Below are 15,473 nucleotides of genomic sequence, written 5' to 3' on the forward strand. Positions count from 1 at the left end.
GGCCGCTATTGTGGGTGAGCATGCGCCGCAAACTGCTCGCCGGGACCGCCGCGGCGTCCGCCGCCGTCGCATCCCTCCAGTCGTTCTGGTCCGTGCGGCGCCTCCAGCAGACCCGGACGCCCGCCGCGTCCGTCCATGAACCCACACCCGTGGGCACCGGACCGCAGCGCGTGGCCCTCGTCCTGAATCCCACCAAGCCGCGCGCCGATGCTGCGCGGGCGCTCGTGGAGCAGGCGTGCTCCGACGCCGGCTGGACCCCTCCGCTCATTCTGGAGACCACGCTCGGGGACCCCGGCACGGGCCAGGCGGAGCGCGCGCTGGCGGCCGGGGCGGACCTGGTGGTCGCCGCAGGCGGTGACGGGACGGTGCGCGCCGTCGCCCAGGCCCTCGCGCATCAGCCCGCGGCGCTGGGCCTGCTGCCGCTGGGGACCGGCAACCTGCTGGTGCGCAACCTCGGCCTGCCGTACAACGACGTCGCCGGATGCCTGCGCCTCGCCCTGCACGGCTACGAGCGGCGGATCGACATGGCGCGGATCACGCTCCGCAACGAGCACACGATGACGGCGTCCGAGTATCACTTCCTCGTGATGGGCGGGATCGGCTTCGACGCCAGTGTCATGGCCGCCACCAAGGACGACCTCAAGGAGAAGTACGGCTGGCTCGCCTACAGCGAGGCCGGCGTACGGCACCTGCCCGGCAGGCGGCGGCGGATCTCCATCAGCCTGGACGGGCAGCCTCCGCAGACCCGGAAGGTACGCAGCCTGCTGGTGGCCAACTGCGGGAAGCTGCCGGCGGGCGTGGACTTCGTGCCCGACGCGCGGATCGACGACGGCTACCTCGACGTCGTGGTGCTCAGCCCGCGCAGCCTGCTCGGCTGGACGTTCATGGCCGCGAAGATCCTCCTCCGGCACCGCGGCGTCATCCCGGTCATCAGCTACTACCGCGCCCGGGAGGTCACGGTGTGGTCCGGCGAGCCGATCGCCACCCAGCTCGACGGCGATGCGTCCGGGACGATCACATCGATGACCGCCCGCGCCGATCCGGGCGCGCTGGTGGTCCGGGTACCGCCTCCGGTCCCCGGACCACCGGGGTCCGCCCCGACGCGGTCGCTCCCCACCTGGCGGCAGGTGCGACCTGCGGGGCAGGGGTCCCGCGGCCGTTCCTAGCGGTCGCGGTCGGTGTACCCGCCCTCACCCTCGGGCTCGTCCACGAGCTGCTTGTCCTTGTCGGTGTACTCGCCCTCCTCGGCCGGGTGCTCGGCGGAGGTGTAGCCGCCCGACTCCCCTGCGGGAGCTGCACTGGTGTAGTGGCCCTCGTCCTCGGACGGGCGGTCGGCCTGCTCGTTGATCAGGGCCTGCTCCTCGGCGAAGCGGAGGTCGTTGCCCTGGTCGCCGGCGTCGCCGTGCCAGTTGGGATCCGACGTCGAGCCGTCGCCCTTGTTGGGGTTCACGATGTGTCCGTCGTGGGAGTTCTCGCTCATGATGCTGCCTTTCATCGGAGGATGCGCTCCTCGTTGGGCGCCCGCTGCCAGCGTACTGAGGAACGGGATGGTTGGAAATGCTCGGCGTCAGTCGCGCAGCAATTCCTGCACGGCCTTCTCCGAGGCCGAGTAGGAGGTGATGGGGACGACCTCGCCGCTCATGAAGCGATCCACGAGCCGCGGGTCCACGTAGGAGCTCCTGGCCACGGCGGGGGTGTTGCCGAGGTGGTCGGCGACGGCGCGCATGGTGGCACTGACGGCCTTCTGCCGGGCGGTGCGGGTCGTGGCGCCGAGGTCCTCCCTGGCGAGGGCCATCGCTGCGACGACGGTGGCCTGCCAGGTCCGGAAGTCCTTCGCGGTGAACGGACCGCCGGTGACCTGCCGCAGGAACTCGTTGAGCTGGGAGCCGTCCACGTGGTGCCACGCGCCGTCCTCCGTCCGATAGGCGAGGACGGTGTCGGGGTCCTCGCGCTCCAGCATGGGCCGCAGCGCCCCGGCGAGGTCCGCGTCCTCCAGGCGGGTGTCCCACTGCTGGCCGCTCTTGCCCGGGAAGTCGAACAGGATGATGTCCCCCTGGACGGTGCAGTGCTCCACCAGCAGCGTCGTGACGCCGAAGGACCCGTTGGCCTCCGCGTACTGGGCGGAACCGATCCTGAGGGCCCCGGCGTCGACGATCCGCAGCGCGGCGGCGAAGGCGCGGTCCCTGGGCGTCCCGTCGCTGCGCAGGTGCTGGGTGATGGCGCGGCGCGCGCTGGGCAGTTTCGCGCCGAAGGCCAGCGCGCGGTCGAACTTCTCGCGGTCCTTCTGCTCCCGCCACGCCGGGTGGTACATGTACTGCCGCCGGCCGGCGTCGTCCGTCCCGATGGCCTGGACGTGGCCGTTGGGGTAGGGCGCGATCCACACGTCCTTCCACGCCGGCGGGATCACCAGCTCCCTGATGCGCTCGACCTCGTCGCGGTCCTGGAGCAGGGCACCGTCGGGTGCGCGATAGCTGAAGCCCTTGCCGTGCCGGCGGCGGGTGATACCGGGCCTGCGCGTATTGCTGCGCCGCAATCGAGCCATCGTGGAACCAGCCTTCGGTGGGTGGAGGACCTTCGATACTAAGCCTACTGTGTTTCAGGCCCTCCTCGCCGAGCCGCCCTCCCTGCCCCGGACGATGTCCTCGAGCCAGGCGTGGGCGGCCGCGAAGGCGTCGTCGGAGGTGTGGCGCTCCACGGCCGGGGAGCGGCGGTCGGCGCGGGCGTAGGAGCCCAGGAACCTCAGGCCGGGGCTGATGCGGTGCAGGCCCTGGAGGGCGTCGGCCACCCGGGCGTCCTCGACATGGCCGTCGGCGTCCACGCTGAAGAAGTAGTCGCCGAGGAACTGTCCCGTGGGCCGCGACTCGATGCGACTCAGGTTCACGCCCCGCGCGGCGAACTGGTCCAGGATCTGCATGAGGGCGCCGGGATGGTCGTCCGGCAGGGGGATCACGAGGGTGGTCTTGTCCGCTCCCGTGCGCGGGGGCAGGGCATCCGGGGTGCCCACCAGGATGAAGCGGGTGACGGCGTCGGCGACGTCCCCGATGTCCGAGCCGAGGACGGCGAGGCCGAGGCGTTCGGCCACGAGGGGCGAGCAGATCGCGGCGTCGTACGCGTGGTCGTCCCCGGTGAGTCCGAAGGCGGCCGCCGCGGTCGACGACGACGGGAAGTACTCCGCCTCGCGCACGTGCGCGTCGACCCAGTCCCGGCACTGCGCCCAGGCGTGCCCGTGCGTCGCGATGCGCCGGACCCCGGCCAGGGCGGTGCCCGGCCGGGCGGCGAGGACGAACGTGATGGGCACGAGCTCCTCGCGCAGGATGCGCAGCGGCTCGCCCACCGCGATGGCGTCCAGGGTCGCGCTCACCCCGCCCTCGACCGAGTTCTCGATGGGTACCATGGCGGCGTCGACGGAACGCGCACGGACGGCGTCGAGCGCGGCCCCCACCGTCGCGGCAGGGACGCGTCGCGCGGTACCGGCGCCCGGCACCTGGAGCAGGGCGGCCTCGGTGAACGTCCCCTCGGGGCCCAGATACGCGTAGGAGGGACTGTCCTTCCGGAAGGCGGGGGCGGTCACAGGACCGTGGGCTCGCCGCCCACCTCGGAGACCATCGGCTTCCCGGCCTCGAGCCAGGCGCCCATGCCCCCGCTCACGTTGACGGCCGTGTAGCCGTTCCCCTCCAGCCAGTCGGCGGCGCGCTGCGACCGTCCGCCGCTGCGGCAGATCACATGCAGGTCCTCGTCGGGATCCAGTTCCCCGAGCCGGGCCGGCAGCTCCCCGAGGGGCACGTGCAGGGCGCCGGCCACGTGCCCGGCCTCCCACTCGTCGTGCTCGCGGACGTCGAGGATGCGCGCGTCGTCGGGTACTGCCGTCACCGGTACGTTCTGGGTTTCGCTCATGCGCCTACCTTTTCACGGGCCGGCGCCCCGTCGCCATTGCTACGGTCCGTCCCGGCCCACCGGCGGCTCCTATAGTGGTCCTTGATGAGCGAACTCCACGAACTCTCCGCACTCACCCTCCGGGACGCGCTGGCGCGCGGCGCCGCCAGCGCACGGGAGGTCACCGAACACTTCCTCCGTCGGATCGACGCCCTGGACCCGGAGCTCGGAGCGTTCATCACGGTCACGCACGACGACGCCCTCCGTGCGGCCGACAACGCCGATCGCGTCCGCGCCTCCGGTGTGGCCCTCGGGCCCCTGCACGGCATGCCCCTCGCGCACAAGGACCTCACCGACGTGGCCGGCGTGCGGACCACCCTGGGCACGGCCGCCCTCGACCACGCGGTCGCTGAGCAGGACGCCCCGCTGGCCGCGGTGCTGCGCCGGGCCGGGGCCGTCAGCCTCGGCAAGACCCAGGTGCCCGAGTTCGGGCTGAGCTGCTACAGCGAGAACCGCATCGCCCCGCCGGCCCGCAACCCCCTCGACCTCCGGCTCAGCCCGGGCGGTTCCTCCGGCGGCAGCGCCGCGGCGGTGGCGGCACGGATGATCCCCTTCGCACCCGGGACCGACGGCGGCGGATCCGTCCGCATCCCCGCGGCCGCCACCGGCCTCGTGGGACTCAAGCCCAACCGCGGCCGCGTGCCGTCGGGGTCAGGGCAGGCCGACCTCGGGCAGCTCGTCGTCGCCGGCCCGCTGGCGCACTCCGCGGTGGACGCCGGACTGCTGCTCGACGCGCTGGTGCGGGAACCGAACTACCGGCCCACGAGCGCGGCCTCCCGCTACCCGGGCTCCTTCACCGACGCGGCCCTGCGTGCGGAGGGCCGCTTCCGCATCGGCGTCAGCACGGCGTCGCCCTTCGCCGGTGCCATGGACCTTGGCCTCGACAGCGCCGCCGGTGACGCGTTCCACGCGGGTATCCGGACGCTGCAGCGTGCCGGCCACGACGTCGTCGACGCCGACCTGACCTACGACCCGCGTTACCACGACGCGTTCCAGCTCGTCTGGACGGCCGGGCTGGCCACCGCCCCGATCCCCGACGACCGCGAGGACCGCCTGACGGACATCACGCGGGTGCTGCGGCGCCGCGCCCTGGGACGCAGCGCGGCGGACCTCGCGGGAGCCATCGACGTCCTGCGGCAGTTCGAGCACGACACGATCGAGCAGTACTCGCGCTACGACATGATCCTCACACCGGCGCTCGCCATGACGCCGCGGCCGATCGGCTGGTACACGGACGCCGACGGCGACACCGACTACGTGCGGCAGTGCCAGTACTCGCCCTACACCTCGATGGTGAATGTCTGCGGCCTGCCCGCCGTGACCGTGCCGACCCTTCGCCTGTCCGACGGCCTGTCGATGAGCGTGCAGCTCATCGGCCGGCCCGGCGAGGAGGCGCAGCTCCTCGCCGCGACTGCACACATCGAGGCACATCGGCAGTAGTTTCGCGACTTTGCATCGCCTGGTGCCGCGCGGCACCATGGAGAGAATGAGTACTACGCAGCGCCCCGTCGACACCGGCGGGAAGACATTCCTCGGCCACCCCCGCATGCTGGCGAACCTCTTCAGCGTCGAGCTGTGGGAGCGGTTCTCGTTCTACGGGATGCAGGCGCTGCTCCTCTACTACATGACGTACTCCCAGGCCGAGGGCGGCCTCGGCTTCGATCCGGGGCTGGCGGCGGGACTCGTGGGCGCGTACGGCGGCGGCGTCTACCTGTCGACGATCCTCGGCGCGTGGCTCGCCGACCGCGTGTTCGGCTCGGAGCGGGTGCTGTTCGCCTCGGCCATCGTCATCATGTGCGGGCACGTGGCCCTGGCCCTGCTGCCCGGCGTGACGGGCCTCGCGGCCGGCCTGGTGCTGGTGGGTGTGGGCTCGGGCGGACTCAAGGCCAACGCCTCCTCGCTCGTCGGCACGCTCTACCGGTCCGGCGACGATCGGCGTGACGCCGGATTCTCCATCTTCTACATGGGCATCAACATCGGTGCCCTCGTGGGCCCCCTGCTGACGAACCTGGCCTGGGCCGCCTACGGCTTCCACGTGGGCTTCGGCCTGGCCGCGGTCGGCATGGCCGCAGGCCTGATCCAGTACTCCCTCGCCCGCAGGGATCTCCCCGCGGCAGCGCACGAGGTCGAGAATCCCCTGCCCCGGACCGAGTACCCGCGCTGGATCGGCATCGCGGCCGCAGCCGTCGCGCTCCTCGGCGCGGCGCTGGCCACCGGACTCCTCAACGCCGGCAACCTGGCCGACGTCATGGCGTACACGGCGATCGCGGCGACCATCGCCTACTTCGCGGTGATCCTCTCGAGCAGCAAGGTCTCCGCCGTGGAGCGGCGCCGCGTGTACTCCTTCATGCCCCTCTTCGTCGCCAGCGCCGCCTTCTGGTCCCTCTTCCAGCAGCAGTTCACCGTGGTGGCGCTGTACTCGGAGAGCCGCCTGGACAGGAACCTGTTCGGGTGGGAGATGCCCCCGGGCATGGTGCAGTCCATCAACCCCGTCTTCATCATCATCTTCGCCGGGGTCTTCGCCACCCTGTGGACGCGGCTCGGCAGCCGCCAGCCGTCCTCGCCCGTGAAGTTCTCCTTCGGCCTGATCGTCATGGGTATCGCATTCCTGGCCTTCATCCCCTTCGCCGGTGGCGGACCCAACAGCACACCGCTGGTCGGCCTCGCCGCGATCCTGCTGCTGTTCACCTTCGCCGAGCTGTTCATCTCCCCCATCGGCCTGTCCGTGACCACCAAGCTGGCGCCCGAGGCGTTCCGCACCCAGATGCTCGCCCTGTTCTTCCTGTCGATCTCGCTCGGCACCACGGTGTCCGGCCTGCTCGCCGGCCTTTACTCCGAGGAGACGGAGGTGCCGTACTTCGCGTTCAGCGGTGTCACGGCGATCATCCTGGGCGCGGCACTGCTCGCGGCGGCTCCCGCGATCCGCAAGGGCATGAGCGGCGTCAAGTAGCGCCGGGCCATACGCGACAGGACCCTCTCCGGCCACCGGGGAGGGTCCTGTTGCGTGGACGCCCCCGATCCCACAGACTTCTACCCACCGGTAACATCCGTACCGGCAGTTGCAGGATCCCTGCGACGAAGCATTGAGAGATCAAAGGAGATCGCGTGCCGAACCTCGCCAACAACCTCGTGGCCACTGCGACGAGGAGCCCCTCGGCGGTGGCCATCAAGCTCGACGACGTCGAACTCACCTTCGGCGCCCTCGAGGTGCTCAGCCAGAAGGTCGCCACCCTCCTCGCGGAGCACGGGGTGCAGCGCGGGGACCGCGTCGCCCTCATCATGCCGAATATTCCACAGATGGCATTCGTCTACTACGGGGTCCTCCGGGCCGGCGCGGTCGTCGTCCCGCTGAACCCCCTCCTCAAGGGACGCGAGGTGGCCTACCACCTCACGAACTCGGGGGCGAAGCTCGTGTTCGCCTGGGAGGGCATCATCGCCGAGGCGCAGGCCGGCGCCGAGGCCTCCGGTGCCGAGACGGGCAGCGAGGTCGCCGTGGTGACGGTCGACGGCGGCGCCTTCATGCAGCGTGTCTCCGCGGCCGAGCCGACCCCGGGCGTCGTCGACCTCGACGGCGAGGACACCGCCGTCGTGCTGTACACCTCCGGGACCACCGGACGGCCCAAGGGTGCCACCCTCTCCCACACCAACCTCTCCCGCAACACGGAGATCTCCCGCGACCTCATGGGCACGAAGGAGGGCGAGGTCCTCTTCGGGGGCCTGCCGTTCTTCCACATCTTCGGACAGACCTGCGCGCTGAACGCCGCGGTGCTGACGGGTGCCACCGTGACCCTGCTCCCCCGCTTCGAGCCGGGCAAGGCGCTCGAGATCATCCAGCGTGACCGCGTCACGGTCTTCGAGGGTGTCCCCACGATGTACGTCGCAATGCTGCGCCACCCCAGCGTCTCCACCACGGACCTCTCCTCGGTCCGCGTGGCCGTGTCCGGCGGGTCCGCACTGCCGGTCGAGGTGCTGCACGAGTTCGAGCGCGTGTTCAAGGCCGACCTGCTGGAGGGCTACGGCCTGTCCGAGACCTCGCCGATCGTGAGCTTCAACCGCGTGGGACAACTCCGCAAGCCCGGCTCCATCGGCACCCCGGTGGACGGCGTCGAGGTACGGATGCTCGACCCGGAGGGCACCGAGGTGCCGCAGGGCGAGGTGGGCGAACTCGCCGTGCGCGGCCACTGCGTGATGAAGGGCTACTGGGAGAACGCCGACGCGACCGAGGCCGCCATCCCTGACGGCTGGTTCCGTACGGGCGATCTCGCGCGCGTGGACGAGGACGGCCTCATCTTCATCGTGGACCGCAAGAAGGACGTGATCCTCCGCGGCGGCTACAACGTGTACCCCCGGGAGGTCGAGGAGGTCCTCTACGAGCACCCCGCGGTGGCGGAAGCCGCGGTGATCGGCGTGCCGGACGACCTGCACGGCGAGGAGATCGTCGCGGTCATCGGCGTCCGGGCGGAGCACGCACCGGCCGACGACGCCGCCCGCGAGGCCCTCGCGGCGGAGATCACCGCCTTCGCGAAGGAGCGCGTGGCCGCCTACAAGTATCCGCGCCGCGTGGTGCTGGTCGAGGCGCTGCCCAAGGGTCCCACGGGCAAGATCCTCAAGCGCGAGATCACGGTCTAGCTGTACATCCAGCGCGGGCGTGCACCGAAGACGCCGTAGACCTGCGCGGCGGCATCCTCCATCAGGGCCCCGGCCCCCTCGATCAGCTCGTCGAGGGACATCGGTCCGGTGGCGAGGGAGAATGCCGCCGCCAGTCCGGCGTCCTGCACCTGGGCGGCCGAGAGCTGGACGCGTCCGGCGATCACGACGACGGCGCACGCGGCGGGCGCGTTCGCCAGGACGGCGTGGACCACTTTCCCGCCCAGCGACTGGGAGTCGAAGGAGCCCTCCCCGGTGAGCACGAGATCCGCTTCGGCGAGCGCACCGGCGAGTCCGACGGCGTCGGCCACCAGGGCGGAGCCCTGGACGATCTCCGCCCCGAGGAACGGGACGAGCACGGCGGGGAGTCCGCCGGCCGCGCCCGCCCCCGGCACCTCCAGCATGTCGACGCCGGTGGACCCGGCGACCACCCGCGCCAGCCGGGCGAGCCCGGCCTCGAGGACGACGACGTCGTCCGGCGTCGCACCCTTCTGCGGACCGAAGACCGTCGCGGCGCCGCGCGGTCCGCACACGGGGTTGTCGACGTCGACGGCGATGCGCCAGCGGACGTCGCGGGCGCGGGGGTGGAGGCGCGTCGTGTCGATCGTCGCGAGGGCGCCCAGCGTACCGCCGCCCGGTGCGAGGGGTTCCCCGTCGGCGTCGAGGAAGCGGGCTCCGAGCGCTGACAGGAGGCCGGTGCCGCCGTCGGTCGTGGCCGATCCCCCGATGCACAGCAGGATCTCGTCCGCGCCGTCGTCGAGGAGGCGGCCCGCGATCTCGCCGACACCGTAGCTGGTGGCGGAGAGGGCGTCGAGGGGACGGTCGGCGACGAGGGGCAGCCCGTTGGCCTCCGCGGCCTCGAGGACCCCCCGGACCGGCGAGCCGGGCGCGCCGTGCTCTTCGGAGATGCCGTAGCGCGCGGTCCGCGCGCGGCCGGCCGCGTCATGGCAGGTGGTGGTCCGCGCCTCGACGTGCCAGGCCGCGAGGAGGGCCTCCAGCGTCCCCTCGCCACCGTCCGCGAGGGGGGCCAGGACGACGTCGGGCGCAGGGTGGCCGAGGCGGGCGGCGGCCGCCGTCACCCCCGCGGCCATGGCGAGGGCAGCCTCCACTGCGGGGAGGCTGCCCTTGAGGGAGTCGGGGGCGAGGACGATCCTGAGCGGGCGCTGCTGCGCGGGCGTGGTCACGCGTCCACCCTAGCGGTGCGTCCGGCCCGCTTCGGGGTCCGGCCGGGTCAGGCTCCGGTCTCGCCGCCGTTGTGCGCCTCGAAGCCGGGGGCCACCTCTTCCTCGGTGCCGGGTCCGCCGTAGCCGCCGGCGTCCTGCTCCTCCGGCTTCCCGGCCTGGTCGGCGCCCTGCTCGTCGGGATCGGCCGTGGGGGTGTCGTCGGGATTCTCGCTCATGGTGCTGCCTTCCGTGATGCGTCTGCTCCCTGGTCGGGCGCTGATACTCAGCTTACTGATGATCGGTCCGCGGGCAACCCGGCCCCCCACCAGCGGAACTCCCGCGTAACCCGCGCTGCGCTGGTGTAATCGGGCGCGTTCTTTGACATGCTGGGGCCATGGCTAACCGAGCGGGCACAGTGGCCCTCCCCAGCGACCTCGTCGACGTGACCAGACTGCTCGACGCGTACTTCGACGTCGAACCCGATCTCTCCGATCCCGCCCAGCGCGTGGCCTTCGGGACGTCGGGTCACCGCGGCTCGTCCCTGAAGTCCTCCTTCAACGAGGTGCACATCGCCGCGATCACCCAGGCGATCGTCGAGTACCGCGCGGGACAGGGCATCACCGGGCCCCTGTTCGTGGGCAAGGACACCCACGCACTCTCCGAACCGGCGCAGAACACCGCGCTGGAGGTCCTCGCGGCCAACCGGGTGACCGTCCTGGTCGACGCCCGCGGTGCCTACACCCCCACCCCCGCCGTGTCCCACGCGATCCTCACCCACAACGCGACGCGCACCGAGCAGGCCGACGGCATCGTCATCACGCCCTCGCACAACCCTCCGGGCGACGGCGGCTTCAAGTACAACCCCCCGCACGGCGGCCCCGCCGACTCGGATGCCACGAACTGGATCGCCGACCGCGCCAACGCCCTGCTCGAGGGCGGGCTGCGCGAGGTGAAGCGCATGCCGATCACCCAGGCCCGGACGGCGGACGGGATCGGCAGCTACGACTTCCTGCAGCACTACGTGGACGACCTGCCCTCCGTGCTCGACCTCGACGCCATCCGCACCGCGGGCGTGCACATCGGCGCGGACCCCATGGGCGGCGCCGCCGTGGACTACTGGGGTGCGATCGGGGAACGCCACAACCTGAACCTGACCGTCGTGAACCCGACCGTGGATCCGCAGTGGGCGTTCATGACGCTGGACTGGGACGAGAAGATCCGGATGGACTGCTCCTCCCCGTTCGCCATGGCCTCCCTGATCACGCGGGCCACGGAGTTCGACATCGCCACGGGCAACGACGCCGACGCCGACCGGCACGGGATCGTCACGCCCGACGGCGGCCTCATGAACCCGAACCACTACCTCGCCGTCGCCATCCAGTACCTGTACGCGAACCGGCCCCACTGGCGCCCGGACGCGGTGATCGGCAAGACCCTCGTCTCGTCGTCGATCATCGACCGCGTCGCCGCGGACCTCGGTCGCGTGCTGCAGGAGGTCCCGGTGGGCTTCAAGTGGTTCGTGCCCGGCCTGCTGAGCGGCGAACTGGCCTTCGGCGGGGAGGAGTCCGCCGGCGCGTCCTTCCTGCGCCTCGACGGGAAGCCGTGGAGCACCGACAAGGACGGCATCCTCCTGGCGCTGCTCGCCTCGGAGATCACCGCCGTGACCGGCAGGACGCCCTCCCAGCACTACGCCGGACTGACCGACCGCTTCGGCGCACCGGTCTACGCGCGGATCGACGCCGCGGCCACGCGTGAGCAGAAGGCCGCGCTCGGCAGGCTCTCGCCGTCGGACGTCACCGCGACGACCCTCGCGGGTGAGGAGATCACCGCCCGCCTGACCGAGGCCCCCGGCAACGGCGCCCCCGTGGGCGGCCTGAAGGTCACGACCGAGAACGCATGGTTCGCGGCACGGCCGTCGGGTACCGAGGACGTCTACAAGATCTACGCCGAGTCCTTCAAGGGCGAGGAGCACCTGAAGCAGGTGCAGGCCGAGGCGAAGGCCCTGGTGGACGGCGTCATCAGCTGACCCGGTCCGCCCGGACGCCTACAGGAGCTTGCTCAGCAGTTTCCGCTTGATCGGCCCGAAGGGCGGGTAGGCGAGCCGCAGCGTGTCCGGCCCCGTGGGCTTGGAGAACACCGGCTGCAGGTGGCTGAACGTCCGGAAGGACTGCCGCCCGTGGTAGCTGCCCGTCCCGCTCGCGCCGACGCCGCCGAAGGGCAGGCCGGGGACCGCGAGCTGGATGGTGCACACGTTGTGGGCTATCCCGCCGGCCTGGACGCGCTCCGTGAACGCGGCCAGGTGCTCCGCGCGGTCGCTGAACAGGTAGGCGGCGAGCGGGTGGGGGCGGGCACCGATGAAGCGGATGGCGGCATCCAGGTCCTCGACCTCGAGGATCGGCAGCAGCGGCCCGAAGATCTCCTCCTGCATGAGTGCGGACGAAGGGTCGACGGCCCGCAGGATGGTCGGCTCGATGTACCGCTCCGCGCGCTCGTGCCGTCCACCCGAGACGACGGTGCCGTCCCCGAGCAGGCCCACGAGGCGGTCGAAGTGGTGCTCGTTGATGATGCGCCCGTAGTCGCCGGAGGTCCTGGGGTCGCTGCCGTAGAAGTCCCGGACGGCGTCCGCCAGGGCTGCCGCGAGCACCGGCGCGGCGGCCGGCGTCGTCAGGATGTAGTCGGGCGCCACACACGTCTGCGCCGCGTTCATGAACTTGCCGAGCGCGATCCGGCGGGCCGCGGCGCGGAGGTCCCCGCCCATGACGACGGCCGGCGACTTCCCGCCCAGCTCCAGCGTCACCGGGGTCAGATGTTCGGCCGCCGCCTTCATGACGATCTTCCCGACGCGTTCACCCCCCGTGTAGAAGACGTGGTCGAACGGCTGCCCGAGCAGCGCCGTGCTGGCCTCGACGCCGCCCTCGACGACCGACACCGCCTCCGGGTCCAGGTACTCCGGCACGAGCCGGGCGAGCGTGCGGGACGTCGCGACGGCGAGCTCGCTGGGCTTAAGGACGGCGGTGTTGCCCGCGGCGAGCGCCCCGACGAGCGGTGCCAGGACCAGCTGCAGCGGGTAGTTCCACGGTCCGATGATCAGGACGACGCCGAGCGGGCGCGCCTGGGTCCACGCCCGCGCGGGGAGCAACCCGGCGGGCACGCCGATCTTCTCGGGCGCCATCCACCGGTCGAGGTGCTTCAGAGCGTAGTCGAGCTCGGCGCGCACGACGGCGATCTCGGAGAGGAACGCCTCCGTGCGGCTCTTGCCGAGATCCTCCTCCAGCGCCGCGGTGAGCTCGTCGGACCGGTCGGCGAGCAGGCGGCGCAGCGCGCGCAGCTGTCCGCGCCGCCAGGCCGCGGGGCGGGTGGCGCCCGTGTCGAAGTACCGTCGCCGGTCCGCCAGCAGGTCCGCGGCATCCCGCGATTGATTGTCGGTGTCGGTGTCGCTGTCGGTGCTCATCGGGCGTCCTTCTGATCGGTGGGGGCGCCGCTCGGGCGCCCGGTGAAACGGTCCATGGAGCTGTACACCCTGAAGACCCGCCCGGCGACGACGTCCCAGACCGGCTGCGGCAGGAGGTTGCGGAGGGTGCTGCCGAGCTGCACCGTCCAGGGCAGCTGCACACGGGCGCGGCCCGCCAGCATGCCGCGCCATGCCTTGTCGATGACGTCCTCCGGCTCCATCAGGGGTGTCAGGAGCGGTCCGCGGGCGCCCTCGAACATGCCGGTCCTGATATAGCTCGGGATGAGCGTGGTGACGCCGATCGGGTGGCCGGTGGACGCCAGTTCGAGGCGCAGCGAGTCGCTCCAGCCGATGACGGCCCACTTCGAGGCCGCGTAGACGCTCATGCGGGGCACGGCCAGCGTGCCGGACGCGGAGGCCACATTGAGGATCCGCGCGGGCGTGCCGCGCTCCATCATCGCGGGCAGGAACGCGCGCGTGACGTGCATGGGTCCGCCCGTGTTGATGCGCAGCGTGAGGTCGATGTCCGCGTGGTGGTCGTGCTCCCAGAAGTACTTCCCGCGCACGATCCCGGCGTTGTTCACCAGCACGTCCGGTACGCCGACCTCGTCGAGGACGGCGCCCGCGGCCGCCTGGATGGACTCCACGGACGCCACGTCGACCACGTAGCTGTGCACGGAGGCAGCGCTCGAGGCGAGGCCCGCGACCACGTCCTCGAGGGCGCGTCCGTCCACGTCCCACAGCACGACGGCGGCCGCGCCCTCCCTCGCCGCGCGTTCGGCGTACAACCTGCCCATGCCCATGCCGGCGCCCGTGACGAGGACGATGCGCCCCTGAACCGTGAATCCCATGTGTGACCTCTTCCTCCGTGACAAGCAACGTAACATCCCGGCCACACGCTCCCGGTAGGCTTTCCCGGAACCCCCCACCACCTTTGGAAGGCATACCCATGAGTGCACGAGGCATCGGCTGGACCCTCCACGGTGACGGCAAGAACGTCCGCCCGGGCGGTTTCGTGGCTCCGGAGGAACGCCTGACCTGGCCCAGGACCATCGGCATCGGCGCCCAGCACGTCGTCGCGATGTTCGGCGCGACCTTCCTCGTCCCGCTCATCACCGGATTCCCGCCGTCGACCACGCTGCTCTTCTCAGGGATCGGGACCATCCTGTTCCTGGTGATCACGGCCGGACGGGTGCCGAGCTACCTCGGGTCGAGCTTCGCGTTCATCGCCCCGATCGCGGCGGCGCAGTCCCAGCACGGGGCGCCCGGCGCGCTCGGCGGCATCATCATGGCCGGCGCGGCCCTCGCGCTCATCGGCCTGATCGTCCACACGGCGGGCACCCGGTGGATCCAGGTGGCCATGCCGCCCATCGTCACGGGTGCCATCGTGGCGCTGATCGGGCTCAACCTCGCGCCGACCGCGAAGGCCAGCTTCGAGCAGGCGCCCCTGACCGCGCTGGTCACGGTGATCTCGATCCTGCTCGTCACGGTGCTGTTCAAGGGCATCCTCGGACGCCTGTCGATCCTCGTCGGCGTGCTCGCCGGGTACGCCGTCGCGATGGTCCGCGGCGAGGTGGACTTCGCCGCGATCAGCAGTGCCGCGTGGATCGGCCTCCCGGACTTCGCCGCGCCGGAGTTCCACCTCTCCGTCGTCGGGCTGTTCATCCCCGTGGTCCTCGTGCTCGTCGCCGAGAACATCGGCCACGTGAAGTCGGTGGCCGCGATGACCGGCCGGGACCTCGACCCGTACACGGGGCGGGCACTCATGGCGGACGGCCTCGCGACCATGATCGCCGGCTCCGGCGGCGGGTCGGGAACCACCACCTACGCCGAGAACATCGGCGTGATGGCGGCGTCCCGCGTCTACTCGACGGCCGCGTACTGGGTGGCCGGCATCGTCGCGATCCTCCTGAGCCTCTTCCCGAAGTTCGGCGCCCTCATCGCGACCGTCCCCGCCGGCGTGCTCGGCGGCGCGGGCGTGGTGCTCTACGGCATGATCGGGATCCTCGGCGTCCGCATCTGGGTCCAGAACCAGGTCAACTTCTCCAACCCCATCAACCTGTCGACGGCGGGCGTGGCCCTGGTCATCGGCATCGCGGACTTCACCTGGGTGATCGGTGACCTGACCTTCGCGGGGATCGCCCTCGGCACGGCCGCCGCGCTCATCATCTTCCACGGCATGACGGCGATCGCGCGGGTGCGGGGGAGCGAGCACGTCGCGGGGCCCGAGGAGCTCGAATCGAGCGACCACGGCACCCGGCCCTCGAAGCTGGGCTGAC

Annotated in this window: 14 protein-coding genes; 6 read left to right on the top strand and 8 right to left on the bottom strand. The window is 71.6% G+C overall.

The genetic code is table 11. From position 1 onward, the window contains the following. Positions 1-20 precede the first annotated feature (20 nt). Positions 21-1,166 (top strand): diacylglycerol/lipid kinase family protein, encoded by a 1,146-nt coding sequence (locus IWX63_RS08665; protein ID WP_199277742.1) that lies wholly within the window; start codon positions 21-23, stop codon positions 1,164-1,166. On the opposite strand, the gene IWX63_RS08670 is transcribed toward IWX63_RS08665, so the two are convergent. The 4 genes from IWX63_RS08670 to IWX63_RS08685 all read right to left on the bottom strand — a co-directional run bounded on the left by IWX63_RS08670 (position 1,163) and on the right by IWX63_RS08685 (position 3,894). Further along, positions 1,163-1,480 carry a hypothetical protein gene (locus tag IWX63_RS08670; protein WP_199277743.1) on the bottom strand — a complete coding sequence of 106 codons (318 nt, stop codon included), beginning with the start codon at positions 1,478-1,480 and terminating at the stop codon, positions 1,163-1,165. The genes IWX63_RS08665 and IWX63_RS08670 overlap by 4 nt on opposite strands. Before the next feature lie 87 nt (positions 1,481-1,567). Further along, positions 1,568-2,542 carry a DNA topoisomerase IB gene (locus tag IWX63_RS08675; protein ID WP_199277744.1) on the bottom strand — a complete coding sequence of 325 codons (975 nt, stop codon included), beginning with the start codon at positions 2,540-2,542 and terminating at the stop codon, positions 1,568-1,570. 54 nt (positions 2,543-2,596) lie between these two features. After that, the gene (gene pheA / locus IWX63_RS08680; RefSeq protein ID WP_199277745.1) at positions 2,597-3,571 is read right to left on the bottom strand and encodes a prephenate dehydratase; all 975 of its coding nucleotides are present in this window, start codon (positions 3,569-3,571) and stop codon (positions 2,597-2,599) included. Continuing rightward, complete coding sequence (locus IWX63_RS08685; RefSeq protein ID WP_199277746.1) at positions 3,568-3,894, bottom strand: rhodanese-like domain-containing protein; 327 nt, start codon at positions 3,892-3,894, stop codon at positions 3,568-3,570. The genes pheA and IWX63_RS08685 overlap by 4 nt, the downstream gene beginning before the upstream one ends. A gap of 84 nt (positions 3,895-3,978) precedes the next feature. Between IWX63_RS08685 and IWX63_RS08690 the strand changes: the two genes are divergently transcribed. The 3 genes from IWX63_RS08690 to IWX63_RS08700 all read left to right on the top strand — a co-directional run bounded on the left by IWX63_RS08690 (position 3,979) and on the right by IWX63_RS08700 (position 8,562). Further along, a complete protein-coding gene (locus IWX63_RS08690) occupies positions 3,979-5,373 on the top strand; it encodes an amidase (RefSeq protein WP_199277747.1) in 1,395 nt (464 codons plus the stop codon). A 46-nt stretch (positions 5,374-5,419) separates the two neighbouring features. Next, positions 5,420-6,883 carry a peptide MFS transporter gene (locus IWX63_RS08695; protein WP_199277748.1) on the top strand — a complete coding sequence of 488 codons (1,464 nt, stop codon included), beginning with the start codon at positions 5,420-5,422 and terminating at the stop codon, positions 6,881-6,883. Positions 6,884-7,038: 155 nt separating this feature from the next. Further along, entirely contained in the window at positions 7,039-8,562 is a 1,524-nt protein-coding gene (locus IWX63_RS08700; protein WP_199277749.1) for a long-chain-fatty-acid--CoA ligase, read from the top strand. Here the strand turns inward: IWX63_RS08700 and IWX63_RS08705 are convergent. Together IWX63_RS08705 and IWX63_RS08710 are read right to left on the bottom strand one after the other, a co-directional pair. After that, complete coding sequence (locus IWX63_RS08705; RefSeq protein ID WP_199277750.1) at positions 8,559-9,764, bottom strand: glycerate kinase; 1,206 nt, start codon at positions 9,762-9,764, stop codon at positions 8,559-8,561. The genes IWX63_RS08700 and IWX63_RS08705 overlap by 4 nt on opposite strands. A 47-nt stretch (positions 9,765-9,811) precedes the next feature. Then, positions 9,812-9,979 carry a hypothetical protein gene (locus IWX63_RS08710; protein WP_199277751.1) on the bottom strand — a complete coding sequence of 56 codons (168 nt, stop codon included), beginning with the start codon at positions 9,977-9,979 and terminating at the stop codon, positions 9,812-9,814. A gap of 158 nt (positions 9,980-10,137) precedes the next feature. Between IWX63_RS08710 and pgm the strand changes: the two genes are divergently transcribed. Next, on the top strand, positions 10,138-11,769 hold the full coding sequence (gene pgm, locus IWX63_RS08715; RefSeq protein WP_199277752.1) for a phosphoglucomutase (alpha-D-glucose-1,6-bisphosphate-dependent): 1,632 nt from the start codon (positions 10,138-10,140) through the stop codon (positions 11,767-11,769). 18 nt (positions 11,770-11,787) lie between these two features. Here the strand turns inward: pgm and IWX63_RS08720 are convergent, their stop codons facing one another. Continuing rightward, positions 11,788-13,194, bottom strand: coding sequence for an aldehyde dehydrogenase family protein (locus IWX63_RS08720; RefSeq protein WP_199277753.1), 1,407 nt, complete (start codon positions 13,192-13,194; stop codon positions 11,788-11,790). After that, positions 13,191-14,045: an SDR family NAD(P)-dependent oxidoreductase gene (locus tag IWX63_RS08725; protein ID WP_199277754.1), complete on the bottom strand. Its 855-nt coding sequence runs from the start codon at positions 14,043-14,045 to the stop codon at positions 13,191-13,193. The genes IWX63_RS08720 and IWX63_RS08725 overlap by 4 nt, the downstream gene beginning before the upstream one ends. Positions 14,046-14,143: 98 nt before the next feature. On the opposite strand from IWX63_RS08725, the gene IWX63_RS08730 reads away from it, so the two are divergent. Next, positions 14,144-15,472 carry a uracil-xanthine permease family protein gene (locus tag IWX63_RS08730; RefSeq protein WP_199277755.1) on the top strand — a complete coding sequence of 443 codons (1,329 nt, stop codon included), beginning with the start codon at positions 14,144-14,146 and terminating at the stop codon, positions 15,470-15,472. The last annotated feature ends 1 nt before the right edge of the window (position 15,473 follow it).

It is taken from the genome of Arthrobacter sp. CAN_A2, from assembly GCF_015752045.1.
GTDB lineage: Bacteria > Actinomycetota > Actinomycetes > Actinomycetales > Micrococcaceae > Arthrobacter_D.

Bases quoted from the DNA above. Each gene is read 5' to 3' on its own strand.
- IWX63_RS08725 (WP_199277754.1), bottom strand. From the start codon at position 14,045: ATGGGATTCACGGTTCAGGGGCGCATCGTCCTCGTCACGGGCGCCGGC.
- IWX63_RS08670 (WP_199277743.1), bottom strand. From the start codon at position 1,480: ATGAGCGAGAACTCCCACGACGGACACATCGTGAACCCCAACAAGGGC.
- IWX63_RS08675 (WP_199277744.1), bottom strand. From the start codon at position 2,542: ATGGCTCGATTGCGGCGCAGCAATACGCGCAGGCCCGGTATCACCCGC.
- IWX63_RS08690 (WP_199277747.1), top strand. From the start codon at position 3,979: ATGAGCGAACTCCACGAACTCTCCGCACTCACCCTCCGGGACGCGCTG.
- IWX63_RS08665 (WP_199277742.1), top strand. From the start codon at position 21: ATGCGCCGCAAACTGCTCGCCGGGACCGCCGCGGCGTCCGCCGCCGTC.
- IWX63_RS08695 (WP_199277748.1), top strand. From the start codon at position 5,420: ATGAGTACTACGCAGCGCCCCGTCGACACCGGCGGGAAGACATTCCTC.
- IWX63_RS08730 (WP_199277755.1), top strand. From the start codon at position 14,144: ATGAGTGCACGAGGCATCGGCTGGACCCTCCACGGTGACGGCAAGAAC.
- pgm (WP_199277752.1), top strand. From the start codon at position 10,138: ATGGCTAACCGAGCGGGCACAGTGGCCCTCCCCAGCGACCTCGTCGAC.
- IWX63_RS08685 (WP_199277746.1), bottom strand. From the start codon at position 3,894: ATGAGCGAAACCCAGAACGTACCGGTGACGGCAGTACCCGACGACGCG.
- IWX63_RS08720 (WP_199277753.1), bottom strand. From the start codon at position 13,194: ATGAGCACCGACAGCGACACCGACACCGACAATCAATCGCGGGATGCC.
- IWX63_RS08710 (WP_199277751.1), bottom strand. From the start codon at position 9,979: ATGAGCGAGAATCCCGACGACACCCCCACGGCCGATCCCGACGAGCAG.